General features: G+C 33.3%; 23 protein-coding genes and 1 tRNA gene. 11 read left to right on the forward strand and 13 right to left on the reverse strand.

The window, feature by feature from the left end; genetic code table 11:
* Positions 1 to 21: 21 nt before the first annotated feature.
* Complete coding sequence (locus K8B81_RS12060; RefSeq protein ID WP_223681789.1) at positions 22 to 1392, reverse strand: MATE family efflux transporter; 1371 nt, start codon at positions 1390 to 1392, stop codon at positions 22 to 24.
* A gap of 317 nt (positions 1393 to 1709) precedes the next feature.
* Between K8B81_RS12060 and K8B81_RS12065 the strand changes: the two genes are divergently transcribed.
* Positions 1710 to 2225, forward strand: coding sequence for a putative porin (locus K8B81_RS12065; protein ID WP_223681790.1), 516 nt, complete (start codon positions 1710 to 1712; stop codon positions 2223 to 2225).
* A 103-nt stretch (positions 2226 to 2328) separates the two neighbouring features.
* Here K8B81_RS12065 and K8B81_RS12070 read toward each other — a convergent pair whose 3' ends face one another.
* Positions 2329 to 3207: a PPK2 family polyphosphate kinase gene (locus tag K8B81_RS12070; RefSeq protein WP_223681791.1), complete on the reverse strand. Its 879-nt coding sequence runs from the start codon at positions 3205 to 3207 to the stop codon at positions 2329 to 2331.
* A gap of 272 nt (positions 3208 to 3479) precedes the next feature.
* Between K8B81_RS12070 and K8B81_RS12075 the strand changes: the two genes are divergently transcribed.
* The 9 genes from K8B81_RS12075 to K8B81_RS12115 all read left to right on the forward strand — a co-directional run bounded on the left by K8B81_RS12075 (position 3480) and on the right by K8B81_RS12115 (position 9839).
* Positions 3480 to 3947, forward strand: coding sequence for a hypothetical protein (locus K8B81_RS12075; protein WP_223681792.1), 468 nt, complete (start codon positions 3480 to 3482; stop codon positions 3945 to 3947).
* A 29-nt stretch (positions 3948 to 3976) separates the two neighbouring features.
* Positions 3977 to 4813, forward strand: coding sequence for a DUF6929 family protein (locus tag K8B81_RS12080; RefSeq protein WP_223681793.1), 837 nt, complete (start codon positions 3977 to 3979; stop codon positions 4811 to 4813).
* A gap of 310 nt (positions 4814 to 5123) precedes the next feature.
* Positions 5124 to 5624, forward strand: a complete 501-nt coding sequence (locus K8B81_RS12085; protein ID WP_394370721.1) for an RNA polymerase sigma factor — start codon at positions 5124 to 5126, stop codon at positions 5622 to 5624.
* Positions 5625 to 5626: 2 nt separating this feature from the next.
* Entirely contained in the window at positions 5627 to 6568 is a 942-nt protein-coding gene (locus tag K8B81_RS12090; protein WP_223681794.1) for a hypothetical protein, read from the forward strand.
* A gap of 35 nt (positions 6569 to 6603) precedes the next feature.
* The gene (locus tag K8B81_RS12095; RefSeq protein WP_223681795.1) at positions 6604 to 7014 is read left to right on the forward strand and encodes a TonB-dependent receptor; all 411 of its coding nucleotides are present in this window, start codon (positions 6604 to 6606) and stop codon (positions 7012 to 7014) included.
* 51 nt (positions 7015 to 7065) lie between these two features.
* Positions 7066 to 7770, forward strand: coding sequence for an SIMPL domain-containing protein (locus tag K8B81_RS12100; protein WP_223681796.1), 705 nt, complete (start codon positions 7066 to 7068; stop codon positions 7768 to 7770).
* Between the two features lie 38 nt (positions 7771 to 7808).
* A complete protein-coding gene (locus K8B81_RS12105) occupies positions 7809 to 8396 on the forward strand; it encodes an LURP-one-related/scramblase family protein (protein ID WP_223681797.1) in 588 nt (195 codons plus the stop codon).
* A 113-nt stretch (positions 8397 to 8509) separates the two neighbouring features.
* Positions 8510 to 9226, forward strand: coding sequence for a 3-ketoacyl-ACP reductase (locus K8B81_RS12110; RefSeq protein ID WP_223681798.1), 717 nt, complete (start codon positions 8510 to 8512; stop codon positions 9224 to 9226).
* Positions 9227 to 9329: 103 nt separating this feature from the next.
* The gene (locus K8B81_RS12115; RefSeq protein WP_223681799.1) at positions 9330 to 9839 is read left to right on the forward strand and encodes a hypothetical protein; all 510 of its coding nucleotides are present in this window, start codon (positions 9330 to 9332) and stop codon (positions 9837 to 9839) included.
* 166 nt (positions 9840 to 10005) lie between these two features.
* Here the strand turns inward: K8B81_RS12115 and mtaB are convergent, their stop codons facing one another.
* Positions 10006 to 11340, reverse strand: coding sequence for a tRNA (N(6)-L-threonylcarbamoyladenosine(37)-C(2))-methylthiotransferase MtaB (mtaB, locus tag K8B81_RS12120; protein ID WP_223681801.1), 1335 nt, complete (start codon positions 11338 to 11340; stop codon positions 10006 to 10008).
* Positions 11341 to 11825: 485 nt separating this feature from the next.
* On the opposite strand from mtaB, the gene K8B81_RS12125 reads away from it, so the two are divergent.
* Positions 11826 to 12350: a hypothetical protein gene (locus K8B81_RS12125; protein WP_223681802.1), complete on the forward strand. Its 525-nt coding sequence runs from the start codon at positions 11826 to 11828 to the stop codon at positions 12348 to 12350.
* A 78-nt stretch (positions 12351 to 12428) separates the two neighbouring features.
* Here K8B81_RS12125 and K8B81_RS12130 read toward each other — a convergent pair whose 3' ends face one another.
* From K8B81_RS12130 to K8B81_RS12175, 10 genes are all read right to left on the reverse strand, one after another.
* Positions 12429 to 13232, reverse strand: coding sequence for a Cof-type HAD-IIB family hydrolase (locus K8B81_RS12130; RefSeq protein WP_223681804.1), 804 nt, complete (start codon positions 13230 to 13232; stop codon positions 12429 to 12431).
* A gap of 72 nt (positions 13233 to 13304) precedes the next feature.
* The gene (locus tag K8B81_RS12135; protein WP_223681806.1) at positions 13305 to 13523 is read right to left on the reverse strand and encodes a putative signal transducing protein; all 219 of its coding nucleotides are present in this window, start codon (positions 13521 to 13523) and stop codon (positions 13305 to 13307) included.
* 33 nt (positions 13524 to 13556) lie between these two features.
* Positions 13557 to 14339 (reverse strand): alpha/beta hydrolase, encoded by a 783-nt coding sequence (locus tag K8B81_RS12140; RefSeq protein WP_223681808.1) that lies wholly within the window; start codon positions 14337 to 14339, stop codon positions 13557 to 13559.
* Between the two features lie 49 nt (positions 14340 to 14388).
* Positions 14389 to 15048: a DEAD/DEAH box helicase gene (locus K8B81_RS12145; protein ID WP_223681810.1), complete on the reverse strand. Its 660-nt coding sequence runs from the start codon at positions 15046 to 15048 to the stop codon at positions 14389 to 14391.
* Between the two features lie 51 nt (positions 15049 to 15099).
* On the reverse strand, positions 15100 to 16263 hold the full coding sequence (locus K8B81_RS12150; protein ID WP_223681811.1) for a sigma-54-dependent transcriptional regulator: 1164 nt from the start codon (positions 16261 to 16263) through the stop codon (positions 15100 to 15102).
* A 52-nt stretch (positions 16264 to 16315) separates the two neighbouring features.
* Positions 16316 to 17632 carry an ABC transporter permease gene (locus K8B81_RS12155; RefSeq protein WP_223681812.1) on the reverse strand — a complete coding sequence of 439 codons (1317 nt, stop codon included), beginning with the start codon at positions 17630 to 17632 and terminating at the stop codon, positions 16316 to 16318.
* Positions 17633 to 17716: 84 nt separating this feature from the next.
* Positions 17717 to 18646, reverse strand: coding sequence for an ABC transporter ATP-binding protein (locus K8B81_RS12160; RefSeq protein WP_223681813.1), 930 nt, complete (start codon positions 18644 to 18646; stop codon positions 17717 to 17719).
* 158 nt (positions 18647 to 18804) lie between these two features.
* Positions 18805 to 19911: a molecular chaperone DnaJ gene (dnaJ, locus tag K8B81_RS12165; RefSeq protein ID WP_223681815.1), complete on the reverse strand. Its 1107-nt coding sequence runs from the start codon at positions 19909 to 19911 to the stop codon at positions 18805 to 18807.
* A 97-nt stretch (positions 19912 to 20008) separates the two neighbouring features.
* The gene (locus tag K8B81_RS12170; RefSeq protein WP_223681817.1) at positions 20009 to 20587 is read right to left on the reverse strand and encodes a nucleotide exchange factor GrpE; all 579 of its coding nucleotides are present in this window, start codon (positions 20585 to 20587) and stop codon (positions 20009 to 20011) included.
* A 317-nt stretch (positions 20588 to 20904) separates the two neighbouring features.
* A tRNA-Trp gene (locus K8B81_RS12175) sits at positions 20905 to 20975 on the reverse strand.
* Between the last annotated feature and the right edge of the window lie 102 nt (positions 20976 to 21077).

Consider the following 21077-nt stretch of genomic DNA (forward strand, 5'->3'; position numbering starts at 1 on the left):
CCAAATGTAGTTATTTGAAACTTAATTTTTGATTAATTTTTTGGTTAAGTAATTAAAGCGAATGTAGAGAAAAAATGCAGCTGAAGTTAGTCCTGCCAAAAGTCCAACCCATACTCCTGCTGCTTTCATAGGAGTATATTCTGCTAAATAATATGAAACAGGAAAACCAATGATCCAATACGCCACAAATGTAATGTACATAGGGATTTTTACATCCTGCAATCCGCGCAATGCGCCCAACACAACTACCTGAATCCCATCGGAAATCTGAAAAACGGCTGCAATTAATAATAGTTTAGAAGCAATTGCAATAACTTCTGTATTATCTGTAAGCTGTATCGTGTTTTCCATATTCAGAAAAATATGTGGCAGGAATTGATGGAAAGCCACAAACAAAACGGCAAAAACACTTTCTATAATAATTGCCAGTAAAAAAATTGAGCGTGCCACAATTACTAACTTTTTATAATCCTGCAATCCTCTCTGATTACTCACCCGAATCATGGAAGTAACACTTAAACCCATTGCAAACATGAAAGTCATAGAAGCCAGACTCAGCGCGATTTGATTAGCCGCCTGACTGGTTCTTCCAATATTTCCGCACAGCCAGATCGAAGCGGTAAACAATACTACTTCAAAAAGCATCTGCATTGCCGAAGGAAAACCAATACTAATTATTTTTTTTATTGTTTCTTTCTTAATTTCCTCAAAACTAAAATCTTTAAAGAAATGTTTAAGATCATTTCTTCTGGAGAGCATAATGTGCATGAACATCACTAAAAATATTCTTGAAATTACAGTTCCTATAGCTGCTCCTATAATCCCCATCTTCGGAAAAATCCAGATTCCGTAAATCAAAACATAATTCATACCTACGTGGAGTACATTTGCCATAATCATGGCGTACATCGAATATTTAGTTAAGGATAGTCCGTCCGCAAACTGTTTGTAACCCTGATACATGATTAACGGAATGAGTGAGAAAGCAACCCAGTCCAGATACGGTTTGGCAAGTATAATTACTTCCTGAGGCTGATGCAGCATTTCCATTATTGGTTTTGCCAAAACAATTAACCCAAAAAGCATTAATCCTAAAATGGTACACAAAAACAGGCCATGATGGAATGCAGAACGAATTTTGTTATCATTTTTCTCGGCATCTCCTTCAGCCACGATTGGTGTTATAGCTGTCGAAAATCCAATGCCTAAAGACATTGCTATAAAAATCATACTGTTCCCTAAAGAAACTGCTGCAAGCTCAGTGCTTCCTAATTTGCCTACCATTATATTATCGACCATACCAATTAAGTTATGCCCTACCATTCCTAAAATGACTGGATATGCAAGCCTTAAATTGTATGAGAACTCTTTTGTGTATTGCTTTAAATTCACTTTACATTATTTTTAGCCTGCAAAGATAAACAGATGCTTTTGATTCTCTTCAAATATTCAGTTTTAATCAATTTCACTTCAGAAGCAAAAAAATACTTACATAATTTTAACATTTTAATCAAAAATTAAAAATACACCTTATGAAATATTTTTGATGTAAAAACTTTAAATCCCAATAAAATAAAGGGTTAACAGAAGAGAAAGCTATATCAAAATTTTAACATATTCACATTATATAACGATTTTTCAAAATTATATAACTACTCAGCACTACCTCAAAAGTAATTTTACATCATAGTAATTAAAAAAATACATGCATGAAAAATTTACAAAACATCCGAATTTTATTTGTTGCAGCCCTTGCAATGTTATCTGTAAAAACAGCATCTGCACAATCAACAGAAATTGAAAACTACGATCAAAAATTTAAATTAGGATTTGGTGTCAGCGCTGGAATTCCAACAGATGGTGATGACTACGACTGGGCTCTTGGAGGTGATGTGAGACTTCAATACGATTTATCTAAAAGAACTTCATTAACATTAACAACTGGTTTTACAAATTTATTTGTTGGTAATGATGCTCCAGATTTAGGATTTATTCCTGCAAAAGCTGGTTTCAAAGCTTTCTTCTGGGAAGATCAGTTCTACGCTATGGGAGAAATAGGTGCAGGCTTTGCTGTAACAAACGGATATAATGAGACTTCTATTTTGTGGGCTCCAAGTATTGGATACGCTGGAAAACATATTGATATTAGTTTAAGATATGAAGATTACAACAAATTTAAAACCAATCAAATTGGGCTTCGTGTAGCTTATGGTTTTGAATTGTAAAAACTAAATTCAATTTATTTTTATTTTTTTTGGTAAAACCCGGCAGACTTTCTCAATCTGTCGGGTTTAGTTTTTTACTCATAATGAAATGTAATAATATTGATTATTTTTCTCCTAATTGTTTTTTATACATTTCTATATTAGCTTTAACTTTATCATCAAGCTCCGGTTCTTTAATATCGGTATATTTTTGCATTTCTTCCAAGATAATTTTAGCTACAATATAGCGCGCCATATCCTTGTCATCTGCAGGAATTATGTACCATGGCGCATAATCAGTTGAAGTTTTATTAATCGTCTCTTGATAATATTTTTGGTATTCCTTCCAGTGTTCCCTTTCTTTTAAATCTCCCGGCGAAAATTTCCAATGATGTTTTTCCTCTTCCAAACGGCGCAATAACCGCTCTCTCTGCTCCTCTTTGCTTAAATGCAAAAAAAACTTCATAACAATAGTTCCGTTTTCCGTAATGTGCTTTTCAAAATTATTGATTTGCTTAATTCTTTTTTTCCAGAATTTAGGCGTAATGTCCTCTACCGAATTAATCCCTGGCAAGTTCTCAGCGAGAACATATTCCGGATGCACACGCGTTACCAAAACGTTCTCATAATGTGTACGGTTAAAAATGGCAAACTTCCCTTTTTCCGGCAAAGCAATATAATGTCTCCATAGATAGTCATGTTCTAATTCACTAGAATTAGGGGTTTTAAAACTATGCACCACCACTCCACGCGGATTAAATTCCTTAAAAACTTCCCGAATCAAACTGTCTTTTCCTGACGTATCCATTCCCTGCAGGCAGATCAAAACACCATATCTGTTGTGCGAATACATCACATCCTGCAGATCGCTGAGTTTTGCCTGTACTTTATCCAGTTTCTCTTCTTTTTCATCATCACTCGCTTCAACATCAAGCAGAGTCGGAATTTTGGACAATTTTATTTTATCTGTAACTTTAAAATCTTTTGGATCTATTGCTTTCATTTTTAATTTTTTTATATCATAAATATACTATTTTTACGAAGCATATTCCTGCTATCCATTACAATACTTATCAATAAACTGCTTTTTCCAAAGCCATAACAAAGCTTCCGCTGGTCGCTTCGTCCTGTCAGGAAAAAATGCATTTTCTTTTCAAAGTATTTTCATTGCAAACGAAGTTCACTGAACTCCGATTAAATAGAATTAAGTGAAGTAATCAGGGCTAGGCATTGGTTTTTAAAAGAACTATTTCATTTTAATAATTTTATATCTGCATGATGAAAAAAAAATTTCTAATACTTTTACTTTTATTAGGAATTCAGGTCTTCAGTCAAAATGATGATCCTGACCAAAAAATTCACCATAAAATTTACGGCAAGTGTTTCGACAACTTAGAACAAATTCCTGAAACAGAAAATGAAATCCCCTTAAAAGCAATATCATTTTGTAGTCTATTAGAATGCACTATTGGTTTTAAATACGCAAAAGACATCAAAAATATTCAGAATGCTATATTAAAAAGAGCTATTGAAATTACTACTCTGCTCTACAATGAAGGAATTCCAGTATATCTAATCAGTGGATTAGATAGCTCATATGAAGCAGAAAAGCAAAACAAAAATATTACTGACGATAATAATTTAGTATATATTAGTGTTGGAGGGTGTGTTTCTACTAATGAACTTCAAAAAATAAAACAAATTATTAATCAGAAAACATTAGAATTAATAAATAAAAAATAACCTCAAAATGGTTATCAAAACAGCATTTCATGGAAAAATTCACATTAGAAATATTATTTCAAATCATCGGAATCGGCTCAGCATCAGGATTATTTCTCAATAATGATTCGCTTTACGTTATTGGCGACAACAGCGGATTTCTGTACGAATACAACATGCATAATAAACAGTTAAGTCAGCATGCCCTAATTGACAATCCATCGCAAAATATCCCAAAAAACATAAAACCGGATTTTGAATCGTTAACACATCATAACGATACACTTTATATTTTTGGTTCAGGATCAACTGAAAACCGCAACAAAATGATTGAATTTGATTTAAAATCAAAAACCGTTTTACAAAAAAACAATCTCGTTGATTTATACGCGCTCATGCAAAATTTCGGCGATATAAAACCGGAAGATTTCAATCTTGAAGGTGCTATTTTTGATGGCGAAAACTGGTATTTATTCAATCGTGGCAACGGCCTTTCCAACAAAAACACCATTTTTACGATTCACGCCAAAAATCTTGGTGAAGAATTTGCCCTGATTTCTGTCAATTACAAATTGCCAAAAATAAAAGGTGTCCGTTCCAGTTTTACCGATGCCATCCTGGTCGAAGACAAAATTTATTTTCTATCAACAGCCGAGAATACCAAATCAACTTATGATGACGGCGAAGTCCTGGGAAGTTTTATAGGAAGAATAGACCTTAAAACCATGAAAATAGATTTTACTCAAAAAATAACTTCAACCCATAAATTTGAAGGCTTGACACTCTACAAAAAAGAAAAGAATAAAATCGAGTTTTTGCTTTGTGAGGATAATGATACTGATTTATTAGAAACGAAGATTTTTAAATTGAGTTTGCCGGTTAAGTAGAAATTTGTATTTTTTTGTGAAAGAGCTTTTCCACAAAGATTCACGAAAGACTTCAGAGACACACAAAACTTTCAAAATTTATTTTGCGCACCTTTACTAATTTCTTTGCGAATCTTTGCGGTAAAATTATAACACAAAGATTCACAAAAAACTCGCACAACAATTGCATTTTAGACACACGGCTGTTCATCTCTACAAATAACCATTTATTTTTTTTCACCTCGTCCCAACCTTTTTCCCTTTTTCGCTCTCTTTATAATTAAAGACCAAAATTGTGATAAACGAAACGCTAATTACTAACTGCAAAAAAATGAACCGTGAGGCCCAGCGTCAGGTTTATGAGCATATGGCTCCAAAATTATATCGCGTTTGCAAACGATACCTAAAGAAAGAAGAAGAAATTGAAGAAGCACTTGCTGATGCTTTCTACACTGTCTTTACAAAATTAGACCAGCTCAAAGAAGAAAAAGCTTTTGAGGCCTGGGCCAGAAAAATTACCGTTAATCACTGTTTGGCCACTATTAAAAAGAATACCAATTTCAATATGTATCTTGATGATGTAAAAGTCATTTCGCAACCTTTTACAGATGAGATCAACCTATTAGAAGAAGAAGATTTACTCAATTTATTAAACCATATTCCGGAAGGCTGTAAAACGGTTTTTAACCTTTTTGTCATTGAAGGTTTCGGACATAAGGAAATAGCCGCAATGCTGAATATTTCTGAAGGTACTTCAAAATCTCAGCTCAATGCGGCAAAAACCAAGCTAAAGGAATTAGTAAATAAATTGTATTATCAAAAAGCAAAATAGTCATGGACAATCACGATAAAATATTCGATAAATTCAAAGAAGCCGCACACAACTCGGAACAGAAAGATTTTCCGGGAATGGAAAAAATCTGGTCGCGTGTAGAAGATAAACTGGACAAAAAAGAAGACAAAAAAACCATTGCCTTATGGAAGAAAATTGCAGTTGCAGCTTCTTTTATGCTATTACTTTCTCTTGGCTTTCAATTTTTTAAGACAGATAAAAACACTGAAATTCAAACACCAAAAGCAGTTGTAAATAAAACTAAAAAAGAGACCATTCAAAACCAAATAAAAGACAATGCTGTTATCGAAAACGATCCTAAAATAATTTCAGGAGAAGAAGGCAAACGTATTTTAGAAAATCAGATTAAGAAACAGCAGGATATCGTAAACAAGGAAACAAATGGTTTGAACGAAGTTATTGTAACTACGCCCAATACAGTTTTTATGCCATCTCCCATAGTTTCAGAAACAGAACACTCAAAAGAAGAAGATTTTACAGAAACTGACAAAGCTGATCAAAGTTTAGATTATTCAAAAACAATACAAAGAGAATCTGCAAAAACTGCCTTCGCTGACAAACAAGAGGAGAAAGCTAAAAAAGCAGCACCATTGATTGTACTTAACGGCAACGCTATGGCACACAGTGATGATTCAAAAAGAGATAAAATGATGCAGGACGAACTTCCTAATTTAAGTCCGGAAAACATGGAATCACTGGTTGTTCTCGATGAACCCTTGTACATTATTGACGGGATTTATTATTCGGAAAATGATTTATTCGGAAAAAATCCCACAAGCCCTTACTCTCCTTTAAACAAACAGGAAATCAAATCCATTACCATCCTTCAGGATCTGGAAGCTACTTCAAAATATGGTGAAAAAGGAAGAAAAGGAGTTGTTATCATCACAACTAAAACTGGAAAACCTGCTCTGAATAAATAGCGAACAAACATTTTAAAAATTTAAAATTTACTTGCATGAAAAACGTAAAACTTATTTCATTAGCCCTATCTATGCTTCTATCTTTTGTATTAAAAGCGCAGGGAAAAACTGTCACCAGAAAACATGAAAATAATTTTGCAAAAATGAAAATTGTACCAAAAACTTTCATTAAATCTAAAGACACTATTTCTGATATAAAAGTTTCTTCAAATTGTGTTAAGCCAACAGTTTCTCCTAATCAAATTAGAATCTGCGTTCCTTCCCGATCTCTTTTGAAAGAGCCTTTGTATATTTTAGATGGAGAAATCATAAACTCCAGCCAATTTTCTAAAATAAACCCGAGTGATATTGAAGAAATAAAAGTTCTAAAAGGTAATGATGCCACTTTAATTTATGGAAATCAGGCAATCAATGGGGTTATTGTCATTATTAGCAAAAAGAATTAACAATAAGACAAATCAATTATAATAAAATATTAATCATTTAAATTTCACCTTATGAAAAAGCTTTTAACACTTTTTATACTTGTTTCAATCAATTCATTTTCTCAAACTAAAACTCCAATAGATAAACATTTTATTGAAGTTTCCGGCAAAGCAGACACATTAGTCATTCCAGATAAAATATGGATAAATGTGCTTTTAATGGAAAAAGATTTTAAAGGCAAAAAATCTGTCGAAGAAATAGAAAAAGAAATGATTCAGAAATTGGAATCAATTGGCATCAATACAGAAAAAAATGTTAGTCTTAATTATATGTCCAGTAATTTTAAGAATTACATTCTGAAACAAACTGATATTTTCAAATCAAAATCATATTCTGTTTTAGTTACTGATGCTAATATAACTGCAAAGGTTTTTATAAGCCTGGAAGAAATCGGGATTTCAAACGTTCGAATTGAAAAGGTAGAAAATACAGACGAAGAGAAGATTAAGCTCCTAATAAACGGGAAGGCGATATTAAATGCAAAACAGACTGCTGAAAGTTTTTCAAAACCTTTAAATCAAAAAGTTGGAAATGCCATTGAAATAAGTAACTTTGAAAATATGCCAAATCAATTTACAGGACAATTAAATGAAGTCGTAGTAAGAGGTTACTCTTCAAAAATATATGGGAATAGGAGTCTAAATTATGAGAGTAATATTGAATTTGAAAAAATAAAGATTTCAAGTTCAGTTCAGGCTAAATTTTTATTAGAATAATTAAATAAACATATAAACTATATTTCAAACAAAATTTCATGAACCCAATCTTAAATCAAAATTTATTTCTTGTAAAAGAACATATCGGAATGTTCAAAGCCTCAAACAATTATGACATTTATGATCCTGCGAATAATCAGATCATCATGCATTGCAGAGAAAACAGTTTAGGCATTTTTACTAAAATATTACGTTTCACGGATTACAAAAGAATGACACCTTTTAATGTTGAAATTACTACCGCTTCTGGTGAAAAATTGATTTCAGTAAAACGTGGTATTGCATTTTTTCGTTCTACTGTTGAAATATTTGATGAGAAAGACAGATTAGTTGGAACTTTTAAACAGAAATTCTTTTCTATTGGAGGTAAATTCGAAATATTAGACAAAAATGAAAAACCTGTTGCAACCCTTCAGGGAAAATGGACAGGCTGGGACTTTAAATTCTCACACGAAAACAAACAGCTGGCTCAGGTAAGTAAAAAATGGGCAGGATTAGGCAAAGAATTTTTTACCAGTGCCGATAATTATGCATTGCAAATTGAAGAAACAGTAGCTGCTGATTCACCACTTAGACAATTAATTCTGGCAGCCGTAATGTGTATTGACATGGTTTTAAAAGAATAACAAAAGCTGTTAAACTTAGATTAAGAAAACAGAAAAAGCATCTTTTCGCTACGCAAAAACTGTATTTTTGTAGTACTGAACAGATGCTTTCTGCATTTCTAAAAATAAAACTCATGACAAACTTAAAAAATAAAAATGCCCTGATTACAGGAGCTGGTAAAGGAATTGGAAAAGCGATTGCAATTGCCCTTGCAAAAGAAGGCGTAAACGTAATCCTAATTTCCAGAACCCAATTGGATGTTGAACAATTAGCCGTAACAATTGAGAATTTTGGAGTTAAGTCATTAGCACTAACAGCAGATGTTGCAGACATAAACTCTGTCAACACAGCAGTAGAAAAAGCCCTGGCTGAATTTAAAACTATTGATATTTTAATCAATAATGCGGGTATCGCTTCTTTTGGAAAATTTATGGAATTAGAACCATCCGAATGGGAAAAAATTATTCAGGTGAACCTAATGGGAACGTATTATACCACACGCGCTGTTTTGCCTAATATGATTGAAAGACAAACAGGCGATATCATTAATATTTCATCAACAGCGGGATTAAACGGAAATGCATTGACAAGTGCTTACAGTGCATCAAAATTTGCCGTTCTGGGCTTAACCGATTCTTTGATGCAGGAACTCAGAAAACACAACATTCGGGTCACTGCCTTAACACCAAGTACGGTTGCAACTGATATGGCAAAAGATTTAAATCTTACTGATGGAAATCCTGAAAAAGTAATGCAGTCTGAGGATATTGCCGAATTAATAATCGCTCAACTGAAATTAAACCGTAGGGTGTTCATAAAAAACAGCAGTATCTGGTCTACTAATCCTTAATTTAAAATATAAATTCCAATACTGAAATTCCAAATTCCAATTCTTTTACTTATCTTAAATTGAAATTTGATACTTGACCCACGGAATTTAAAAAAGAAATAAAATGGAACAATATTTAAGACAATTGGTTTCAATTGCATTTACAGATAAAAAAGAAATCTTTACCGGTTTCTTGATTGATTATTCAGACGACTGGATTTTGCTTAAAAACAATCCAATCGACTTTATACTTGATGGCTTTGTGATTTTAAAAAACAAAAACATTGAGGCAATCGAAAGAGACGAAGAACTGGTTTTCAATGAAAAAGTAATTCGCCTGAAAGGCTTAAAAACAAATGCCGAAGATATTATCCCGATTAAAGATTTGAGTAGCATCTTACACTACATCAGCAACAAATATGGTATTTTTCAGATTGTAAAAAAATCACCTAAATCGGTTTATTTAGGTAAGCTTATTGAAGTCAATGAAGAAATACTGACCATTGATTTCCTGGATATCAGAGGCTCTTTTGGAGGTGAACTCAGTTTTAATCCAGAAAAAATAAGAGTGATTGAATTTGATTCAGATTATATCAATTCTTTGAAATTGGTTTCGGAAGAGAATGAGAAATAATTTTTTATAAAAACAAAAAAGTCCTTTATCAAGGACTTTTTTGTTTTTATATGTCCATTTCGACGTAAGGAGAAATCGCACGCGGGACTCTACAAAGATTGAAGCCAAACTTCATGGAGCTTCTAGTATGATTTCTCCTTACGTCGAAATGACAATATTCTGTGAATTAAACTTCTGCCAGTTTGTTTAAAAACTCCAGACGAACACTTCCGTCTTCATCAATTTTAGTGAGATTAATTTCCTGTAAAGTATTAACCAATTCAGGATTCCACGGTGTTTTTACTTTTACATAATTTTCGGTAAAGCCATGAATATAGCCTTCTTTGTTTTCGCTTTCGAATAAAACAGTTCTTTTAGATCCTAATTGGCTTTCGTAAAAAGCGCGGCGTTTTTTAACCGACAATCCACGGAGCATTTTACTTCGTTTTGCCCTTACATTAGCAGGAACAACACCCGGCATATCAGCTGCTTCAGTATTATCTCTTTCAGAATAAGTAAATACGTGTAAATAGGATATATCCATTTCATTAAGAAAATGATATGTTTCTAAGAAATGCTCATCTGTTTCTCCCGGAAAACCAACAATTACATCAACACCAATACACGCATCTGGCATTACTTCACGGATTTTGTTTACACGGTCTGTATACACTTCACGCAGATAACGCCGTTTCATTAATTTCAAAATATCATTACTGCCAGATTGCAGGGGAATATGAAAGTGAGGTACAAAAGTACGGCTTTTAGATACGAACTCAATTGTTTCGTTTTTAAGTAAATTAGGCTCGATTGATGAAATTCGCAAACGCTCAATTCCTTCCACTTTATCCAAAGCCTGTACTAAATCTAAGAAAGTATGCTCGTGTTTTTTATTTCCAAATTCCCCTTTTCCGTAATCGCCAATATTCACTCCTGTCAGGACAATTTCTTTAATATCCTGAGCCGAAATTTCTTTTGCATTCTGTAATACATTTTCTAAAGCGTCACTTCTTGAAATTCCTCGTGCTAATGGAATCGTACAATAAGTACATTTATAATCACAACCATCCTGAACCTTCAAAAAGGCACGGGTACGATCGCCAATGGAATAACTTCCAACGTAAAAATCGGCTTCAGCAATCTCGCATGAATGAACCTCACCCATGTCGTTTTTACTTAAATCATGAATATAATCGGTAATTTTAAATTTTTCAGTAGCTCCCAAAACCAAATCAACACCATCTACAGCTGCTAATTCTTCAGGTTTCAATTGTGCATAGCAACCTACAGCGGCAACAAAAGCCTTATCATTAAGTTTCATTGCTTTTTTTACGACCTGCTTAAATTGTTTATCAGCATTTTCTGTTACAGAGCACGTATTAATAACATATATGTCCGCAACTTCTTCAAAATCTACCCTGTCAAAACCTTCATCATTAAAATTTCTGGCAATTGTAGATGTCTCTGAAAAATTCAGTTTGCACCCAAGCGTATAAAAAGCAACTTTTTTTCTATTTTCCATAGGAATACACTACGTTTTAAGTAGTAAGATTATTATATTTACATCTTCAATCGAAGAGTTTGCAAATTTACACACAAATTTCTTCATAATAAAATCAATAATATATTATAAATCAACAGATTGAACGAAACAGAGATTCATTTTGTATAAATAAGAGATAGGTATTTTTTTTAAAGACTTCAAATTGATGTTATTTTTTTGGAAGAAAAGTTTAAAGTTGGAAAATCAAATTTGAAAGAAAAAATCGACAAAAAGCAAATAAATCCGATTAAATACATAAAATTAGTTGTGAATTTAATTTTTTCTTACTTTTTCCTTTGCTGAGATAAATATTAAACCTAAATTCACAAAGCGAAATTTGATTAAAAAAAATTAAATCTGAACATAAGATTATTCGATTTACGACGTTTTAAAATTTTCAAAAAGACAATGGGAAAGCCGAAAACCATTTTAGAGTAGGCAAATTTTTAAACTTATAAAACCATATGAAAGCATTTTTGCCCACAATCTGCTTAATGTTCTTAACTTTTTTTAATGTACAGGCACAAACAAACGCTCCTGCTGCAAGTTCAAATCCGTTTCCAACAATCAGCACACTTACAACATGGGCCAGTTTTAACTCTCAACAAAAATTTGACATAGCCATACGTGCTGTAGGATTTAAATTTGAAGTTAAAGAGCCAGGAGAAGGATCTACTGCTTATACCTATATCAGAAAAGTAGTTGTTAATGAAGTTAATTATACTGACAGAATCGTTTACAGAATTACAAATACCAATTCTGCTAGTATCATTTCGCTTGTTACCGCCTCTACTGATTTGGTAAGTTTATATACACCACAATTGGCAACATTTAAAAATAACAACTGTAAAACTGAAATGTCTAAAGACAAAAACACCACCTGCAGCTGTTATGAAAGCGACAGTTTTGCAATCGACCTTTGTGATGAACGCGTAAAATTAACTATGGGTGACGGAAATAAATATTTTGTTTCTGTAGCTAAAAAATAATTCCGAAGAATTTATAAAATACAAATCCGAAATTTAAAACTAAATTTCGGATTTTTTTTGCTTAAGATTGCTGTATTTTCATACCAATATATAGCGCTCTACCACCTCAGCAACACCATCATCATTATTTGACGCTACAATTACATTTGCCCTGTCTCGCAATTCAGGTGTTACATTATCAACCCAAACCCCCAAACCGGCATATTCTATCATAGTGAGATCATTTCCTGCATTTCCAACAGCAATAATTTCGCTTTGATGAATATTCAATTTCTCTGCCAATATTTTGATACTTGCTGCTTTATCAATTCCGTATTGTGCTGCTTCCAGAAAAAATGGTTTTGACATAGTAACACTCAAATGTGGCATTGCCGCTTTTAAGTCTTGCTCAACTTCTTTTAAATAAGAAGGTTCTTCCAGCAAGATGCATTTTACCGCAGGTTTTGTAACGGCTGCTTTAAAATTAGAAACTTTATTATGCGGCAATCCGGTAATTTCTTTTTCTATTTGGATATATTCAGAATCCGTTTCACTTATAATTTCACCATCCAGATACGTGATAATATGCGTTTTCATTTTTACACTGTAATCGTATAAATCATGAATTTGTTCCGGCGTCAGACATTGTTCAAATAAGATAACATCATCTTTTACCGTACTGATTACAGCTCCGTTAAACGAAATAATATATGAGTCGTTTAAATCTAGTTCTAATTCTTTAGCAAAAGCCGTCATAGCAGATGTTGGACGGCCAGAAGCCAAAACCACATAAACACCTTTTGCCTGAGCTTCCAGAAGTACTTTTTTATTTAAATCTGAAATTTTATGATCATCTGTCAACAAGGTATCATCCATGTCGAGCACTAACATTTTATATTGCATTGTTTTTTAGTTGTTAGTCCTTAGTCCTAGTTTTAAAGTTGAATAAATTACTAAGACTTAAAAAAAAAAATTTTAGATACTCATTCTAAATTCTTCAATAACTGGATTTGCCTTTGCAAAATCGGTTTCCTGAATAAAAATTTCAACAGCCAAATCGGTTTGCCCAAAACCAGCTAATCTTGCTGATTGGATATTATCTTTTTTTACAGTCTCTACACCAGCTGCTTCTAATCTTTCCTGCAAAGCAAGTGCTAATACTTCGCTTCCTGAAAATGCTTTCATTAATCCCATGACATTGTATTTTATTATTATTTTTTTTCTTTATTATAAAATTATTTTTAGCTGATTTTGAAAATCATCATTCTCATTTACCCCCACATGGCCCTGATTCTTCAAAGGATAAAAATTGGCTTTCGATTTTAAAAGGTTCTTTAGCCGGACAGAATTATCAAAAGGAATTAATTGATCGTCAGTTCCGTGAAAAATATAAACAGGCGCTTTTACTTTTGGCAAATATCTAAAAGTTTCTAAATGAAATTTTTTCATAAAGTCAGGAAAAAATGGAACTCTGCTGCTTGATAATTCTGTAAAACTAAAGTAAGGAGATTGCAGAATTAAGTCTTTTGGCTTGTTTTCTGAAGCCAAAATTGTAGCCAGACCTGAACCGATAGAATAACCTGTAATGATAATTTTATCTTCTGAATATCTTTGCTTCATTACTTTATAAACCGCTGCAACATCCTTATTTAATTGATCTTCATTTTCTATTTTGCCTTCGCTCTTCCCAAAACTTCGATAATCCAAAATAAAAATATCATATCCTAATGAAGTATAAATTTTAGAAATACTGCCCCAGGTTTCAAGTGTCCCGGCGTTTCCGTGAAGATAAAAAACCAAACCTTTGGAATGTTCTGCTTTAAATAAAAGTCCATGAAGATTTACACCATCAAATGACTTAATGTTTAACTCTTCAAATTTACTCTGATATTCAAATTGATATTCTTTAGGAAGAGCAGTATTTTGAAAAATCATTCCTATTTGATTGAAATACACATAAGAAACAATAATCAAATAAATTACAACGAAGAACGCTAAAAGTACAATCATTAAAAATTTAAGTGTTTTTATCATTTCCATGGATATCGTAAAAGCTCTACTACTCTTCTATTTGATCCTCTTCTTCGTCTAACTCTACTTCACCCTCTTCATCCATATCAAAGAAATAAGGTTCCAATAGCATTTTATCAGCTAAAATTTCAATGCGTTCCGTAAGTGTCTCTGCAAAAATAAGACGCTGTGTTTTAGCGATACTGTTCGAAATCCGCATTATTTTTGGCTCATGACGTAGTTTCAAAATCGGATCAGCATCATCTAGAATAAACATTTTAAGACGATTAACATTGTAACCGGCGGTACTAAACATATCATTCAACTTTGTTGGGGTCCCTATTAAAACATCAATTCCGGTCGAAATGTAGTTTTTATCATAATCCATATCACCTTTGTCATGAACTCCATAAACTTCAAGGTTGGTATATTTACCATATTTCTCAAAAAGTGCTTCCATTGCCAGAACTTTTTCTTTGTCTTCAACAACGATTAAAGCCCGCGGAGACTCTTCATTTTTACCTGCTAACTGCTGAATTACATTCAATACAATGGTTGTCGATTTACCAGTTCCCGCAGGAGAAATTATCATACAGTCTGCACCGCTTTTAATTGTCGAAAAAGTTTCCATTTGCAATATGTTTGCTTCTGTTAAACCATTCTCAATTAAGGCATCTTGTAATTTCTCGTTTATTTTTTTTAGTTTCATTTCTAAATTTTAGATTTATGATTTTAGATTTCAGATTGAAAAATTAAATCACTATTTGCTCGCAAACATTTTCACGTCAGTTTCAGAAATTTCGCTTCCTCCCAGAATAATCAGTCTTTCAACCACATTTCGAAGTTCACGAATATTACCTGTCCAGTCGTATTCCTGCAATAATTTTATAGCTGAGGCCGAAAATACTTTCACTGCGTTTCCTTGTTCCGAAGCAATTTTTTCTGCAAAATGCGAAATCAAAGCCGGAATATCATCACGTCTTTCATTCAATGGCGGAACTTTAATTAAAATTACTGCCAGACGATGGTATAAATCTTCACGGAAACGACCTTCTGCAATTTCTGTTTTCAAATCTTTATTGGTTGCGGCAACGACACGAACATCCACTTTGATGTCTTTATCAGCACCAACCCTTGTAATCATACTTTCTTGTAATGCACGCAAAACTTTAGCTTGTGCAGAAAGACTCATATCTCCAATTTCATCCAGAAAAATGGTTCCTTTATCAGCTGCTTCAAACTTTCCCGCACGATCTTTTACTGCCGATGTAAATGCTCCTTTTACGTGTCCAAACAACTCACTTTCGATCAATTCACTCGGAATAGCAGCACAGTTTACTTCAATTAAAGGAAAAGCAGAGCGCTCGCTTTTTTCGTGTAACTGATGCGCTACTAATTCTTTACCTGTTCCGTTTGGCCCAGTAATTAAAACTCTTGCTTCTGTTGGAGCCACTTTATCAATCATTACTTTAATATGATTAATAGAATCACTGTCCCCAATCATTTCGTAGTTTTTGCTGACTTTTTTCTTCAGAATTTTATTTTCAACTACTAATTGTTTTTTATCTAAAGCATTACGAACGGTGTTAAGTAAGCGGTTCAAATCCGGCGGTTTTGAAATATAATCAAAAGCTCCTAAACGCATCGTTTGAATCGCAGTTTCCATATCGCCATGCCCGGAAATCATGACCATCGGAATTTCTGGTTTTACCTTTTTTACTTCTTCCAAAACCTCAACACCATCCATTTTTGGCATTTTGATATCACACAAAACCAAATCGTAGTCGTTGTTTTTTATTTTTTCAAGTCCGGCAACACCATCTTCAGCTTCATCCACCTGATACGAATCATTTTCTTCTGATAAAATTTTTACCAAAACTCTTCTGATTGCTGCTTCGTCTTCTATAATTAGTATCTTACTCATACTTCGTAATTTTCAATTTTAAAAAATTCCAAAAACCAATTAATTTGGAATTTTAATACTTAAGCCATTTATACAATTCTTTCCATGTTGGTTTTTTGCCGTACATTAAAATACCTATGCGGTAAATTTTGGCAGCAAACCACACAACAAGAAAAAATGTAGCAAACAATAATGATACCGAAATTGCGATTTGCCACCAGGGTACCCCAAAAGGAAGCCTCATTAACATTACAATTGGCGACGTAAGCGGAATCATTGAAAAAATTACAGCAACACTTCCGTGCGGGTCATTTACAACTGTAAAAAAACCAATGTAAACGCTTAGGATTAATGGCATTATGATGGGCAACAAAAATTGCTGCGAATCAGTCTGATTATCAACGGCTGCCCCAATCGCTGCATAAAATGAACTATATAGAAAATAGCCCCCAATAAAATAAATTATAAAGCCGGTTAAAATGCTGGCAATAGGTAAATTCCATAATTCAGCGATATACATTTGTATAGAACCTGAAAGTTCATGTTGCGCTGCTTGCATTAATTCAGGAGAAACTCTTGCAGTTGGTCCAACATTGACTCCAAAAAATGCCGATGCGACAAACATCAATCCTAAGCCAATTATAGCCCATATTATAAATTGTAACAAGCCCGCAAGCGAAGTCCCTACAATTTTACCGATCATCAATTGAAATGGCTTTACAGATGAAATAATAATTTCTATAATTCGGTTTGTCTTTTCTTCAATTACGCTTCGCATTACCATATTTCCATATATGATAATAAACATCATAATCAGATATCCAAAAGCACCTCCAATTCCGATTTTAATTTCATTCAGGCCTTTCAAACTTTCTTCTCCGGAAGCTTTAATCAAATGAATATTGACATTTGACTGCGCTTTCTGAATGGCCAAAGTATCCAGTTTAGCTTCTTCAAGATTTAATTTCGTGATTTTATTTCCGATGATATCCTGAGTACTTTCAATAAAAGAAATACTCGGACTATTATTCGAAATGAACTCAATTTTAGTTTCTAAATCTTTGTTATTTTTTGTTTTAGGAATAACAATTAATCCACTGAAATTTTCTTTTGTAATACTGTCTTTTAAAGCTTTTACATCAATTTCAGATAAATTGAGGTATCTAAATTCTGCTCCTTTTTTATTTTCTTTTAAAAAATCAGCAGCAAAAAGTCCGGTTTCATCATGAATCGCAATTCTTTTGGTTTCAGCTTTCATAGAGCTCAGATAACCAATAAATCCGGCAATTGCTACAAATAATACCGGACTCAAAAAAGTCATAACAACAAAAGACTTATTACGGACTTTGGCAATAAATTCTCTTTTTATAATTAATGAAATTATACTCATCTATATTTTTTATTTTCAAATTTTAAATCACAGATTTTAAATGAATACATTTAGAATTGGAATTTGGAATTTAATTATTGGAGTTTAATTTTTATTTTCAGTTACAGTTTGAATAAAAATATCGTTTATAGCCGGGATTTTCTCAACGAAATGTGTTACCTGTCCTCGTTGTGTCAATACATTCAACAATTCGTTGGGCGCTGCATTTCCAATCTGAATATTTAATTTCAAATCGTCATTTAAAGATTTAAAATTAGCCTGTGAAACGGTAAACTTCTGAGTAATATCATACATCAAACCTTCCACATTATTGGTCAGTATTCCAACTTCAAAACTATTCGTTCGAAATTCACGTTTTACATCGCTAACCCTTCCCTCTATTAATTTATTCGATTTATGAATTAAGGCAATATGATCACAAAGCTCCTCAACACTTTCCATTCGGTGTGTCGAAAAAATAATCGTAGAACCCTGTTCTTTCAATGCCAGAATCTCGTCTTTAATAACATTGGCGTTTACTGGATCAAAACCCGAAAAAGGCTCATCAAAAATCAACAATTTTGGTTTATGCAAAACACAAACCACAAACTGAATTTTTTGCGCCATTCCTTTAGAGAGTTCCTGAATTTTCTTGTTCCACCAACCCTGAATTCCCAAGCGGTCAAACCAAAAATCAAGCTGTTGCTTCGCTTCAGTTTTAGAAAGCCCTTTCATTTGTGCGAGATACAAACATTGTTCGCCTACTTTCATCGAACTGTACAAACCTCTTTCTTCCGGAAGATACCCTATTGTCTGCACATGTTTTGGCTGTAGTTTTTCTCCATCCAGAATAACTTCACCGCTATCGGGCAGGGTAATTTGATTGATAATTCGGATGAGGGACGTTTTTCCTGCACCATTTGGACCTAACAATCCGTAAATACTGCCTTTTGGGACATTTAATGAAACTTCATTAAGTGCGACATAGTCACCATATCGTTTTACTACTTTATGGACTTCTAGTAAGTTGCTCATGCGATTTTTTAGATTTTCTGCGTCAATTTGACTATTCTGGCTTTGCGCCTGTAAAAGTAAATAATTCGTATTGAATCTTTGTCAGAATAAAGAAAAAACCCATTCTAAATTTACAGTAGAATGGGTTTTATAATTACTTGTTATTTATAAAGTATAGTTTATGAAAACATATCTTTTACTTTTTCAAAAAATGATTTTTCAGATTTTTCAGGATTAGGAACAAAATGTTCATTATTTAAAGCATTTTCAAAAAATTGCCTTTGCTCTTTGTTCAAGGTTTTTGGTGTCCATACGTTTACGTGAACTAATAAATCCCCGTTTCCGTATCCGTTTAAACTTGGAATACCTTTTCCTTTTAATCTTAAGATTTTTCCAGATTGGATTCCTTCTTCCAGTTTGATACGAACTTTTCCATTGATTGCTTCTATATCTTTAGAAACTCCTAAAACTGCTTCAGGGAAACTGATGTACAAATCGTAGTGGACATTTTCACCTTCACGTTTTAAGAATTCGTGCTCAACCTCTTCGATGGCAACGATTAAATCCCCAGGAATACTGTTTCCGGGAGCATCATTTCCTTTGTTAGACACTTTCAACTGCATTCCATCAGTAACCCCTGCAGGAATTTTGATTGATACTGTCTCATCCTCCTGAACCATACCCTGAGCATCAGCCTCAGAAGGTCTTTTATCAAGAATTTGCCCAGAACCACCACATGTAGGACAAGTAGATGCAGACTGCATTCTTCCTAAAATAGTGTTAGTTACACGCATTACCTGACCTTGCCCGTTACAAGTCGAGCAGGTTTTGTAGGTAACGCCTTTAGCCTGAACTTTACGTTTTACTTTTACTTTTTTCTCAACTCCATTTGCAATTTCTTCTAAAGTCAGTTTTACCTTAATTCGAAGATTACTTCCTTTAGCACGACGAGGACCTCCGCCTCCGCCTCCGAAACCGCCAAATCCGCCTCCAAAGATATCACCAAACTGGCTGAAAATGTCATCCATATTCATACCGCCATGACCTCCAAATCCGCCGGAACCATCAAATGCCTGATGACCGTACTGATCGTACTTTGCTTTTTTCTGCGGATCACTCAAAACTTCATAAGCCTCTGCCGCAAGTTTAAAGTTTTCTTCTGCCTCTTTGTCACCTGGATTTTTATCCGGATGATACTTTAAAGCACTTTTTCGGTATGCTTTTTTAATTTCGGCAGCATCAGCATTTTTTGAAATGCCCAGTATTTCGTAAAAATCTTTTTTCATAATTAGGTTTAAATTGCTTCGCCAGTTCGCTAGCGCTTGTGCCCAAATTTTAAAATTCCAAATTCCAAAAATGAGCTGAAATTCCTATTTGCATTTTTTAGTTTCCAACAACAACTTTAGGAAAACGAATAATTTTGTCTCCTAATTTGTACCCTTTTTCAATAACATCAACAATTTTCCCTTTCAATTTATCAGACGGAGCCGGAATTTGTGTAATTGCCTCAGCTACATCTGCATTAAAAGCATCACCAGCCTGAATTTCAACCTGTTCTAAGCCTTTTCCAACTAAAGTGCTTTTTAGTTTTTCATGAATCAGCTCTACACCTTTTTTTAAGTTTTCATCTTCAGATTTGTTGATTTCCACAGCAGCTCTGTCAAAATCGTCCAAAACAGGCAACATTGCAAGTAAAACTTCCTGATTGGCAGTTTTAAACAAGTCGATACGTTCTTTTGAAGTTCTTTTTTTGTAATTTTCAAATTCAGCAAATAATCTCAAAAACTTATCTTTTTCTTTAGCTAAGTCTTGGGCTAACTGCTCCTCAACACTTAATTCTTCAACAATTAATTGCTCTCCATTAGCGTTATTCTCTATAGTTGATTCATCTAATTCCTGATCGAATTCTGTATTTTCCGTAGTCATATTACTTTTATTTTTAAAAATATTTTTAAACTTCATTTTATTTGTTTCTGTTGGATTGCAAAAGTACTGCCAAATCTTCTAAAATGTCAAATTGTCACTCTTAAAATTAGATTCCACTCTAAGACACTATTTCTTAAAGAAAAATTTAATATAATTTTAAGACTATTACGTTTTCGTTTGTTATATATTTGAGACCGAAACCAAATCATTGTTACAACCTATCAAAGTTTGAATTTAAGGGTTAGCCTCGGCTTATATAAATTATTAATTCAAGTTTACCTTATATTAAAAAAAGCTTCATCAAATTGACGAAGCTTTTTTTTATTTTAATTACGATTTACTATTTGTATTTGCACGGGCGGAGGGATTCGAACCCCCATCAACGGTTTTGGAGACCGCTATTCTACCCTTGAACTACGCCCGTAACTTAAGGCCGCAAAATAAACTGTTTTTTTCCTGTTCCGCAAATTAATTGACGTAGATTTTAAAAATATTTAAGCTGATGAGTGCTAATTTATTCAATCAA

It is taken from the genome of Flavobacterium hibisci (assembly GCF_020026925.1).
In the GTDB taxonomy this organism is placed as follows: Bacteria; Bacteroidota; Bacteroidia; order Flavobacteriales; family Flavobacteriaceae; genus Flavobacterium; species Flavobacterium hibisci.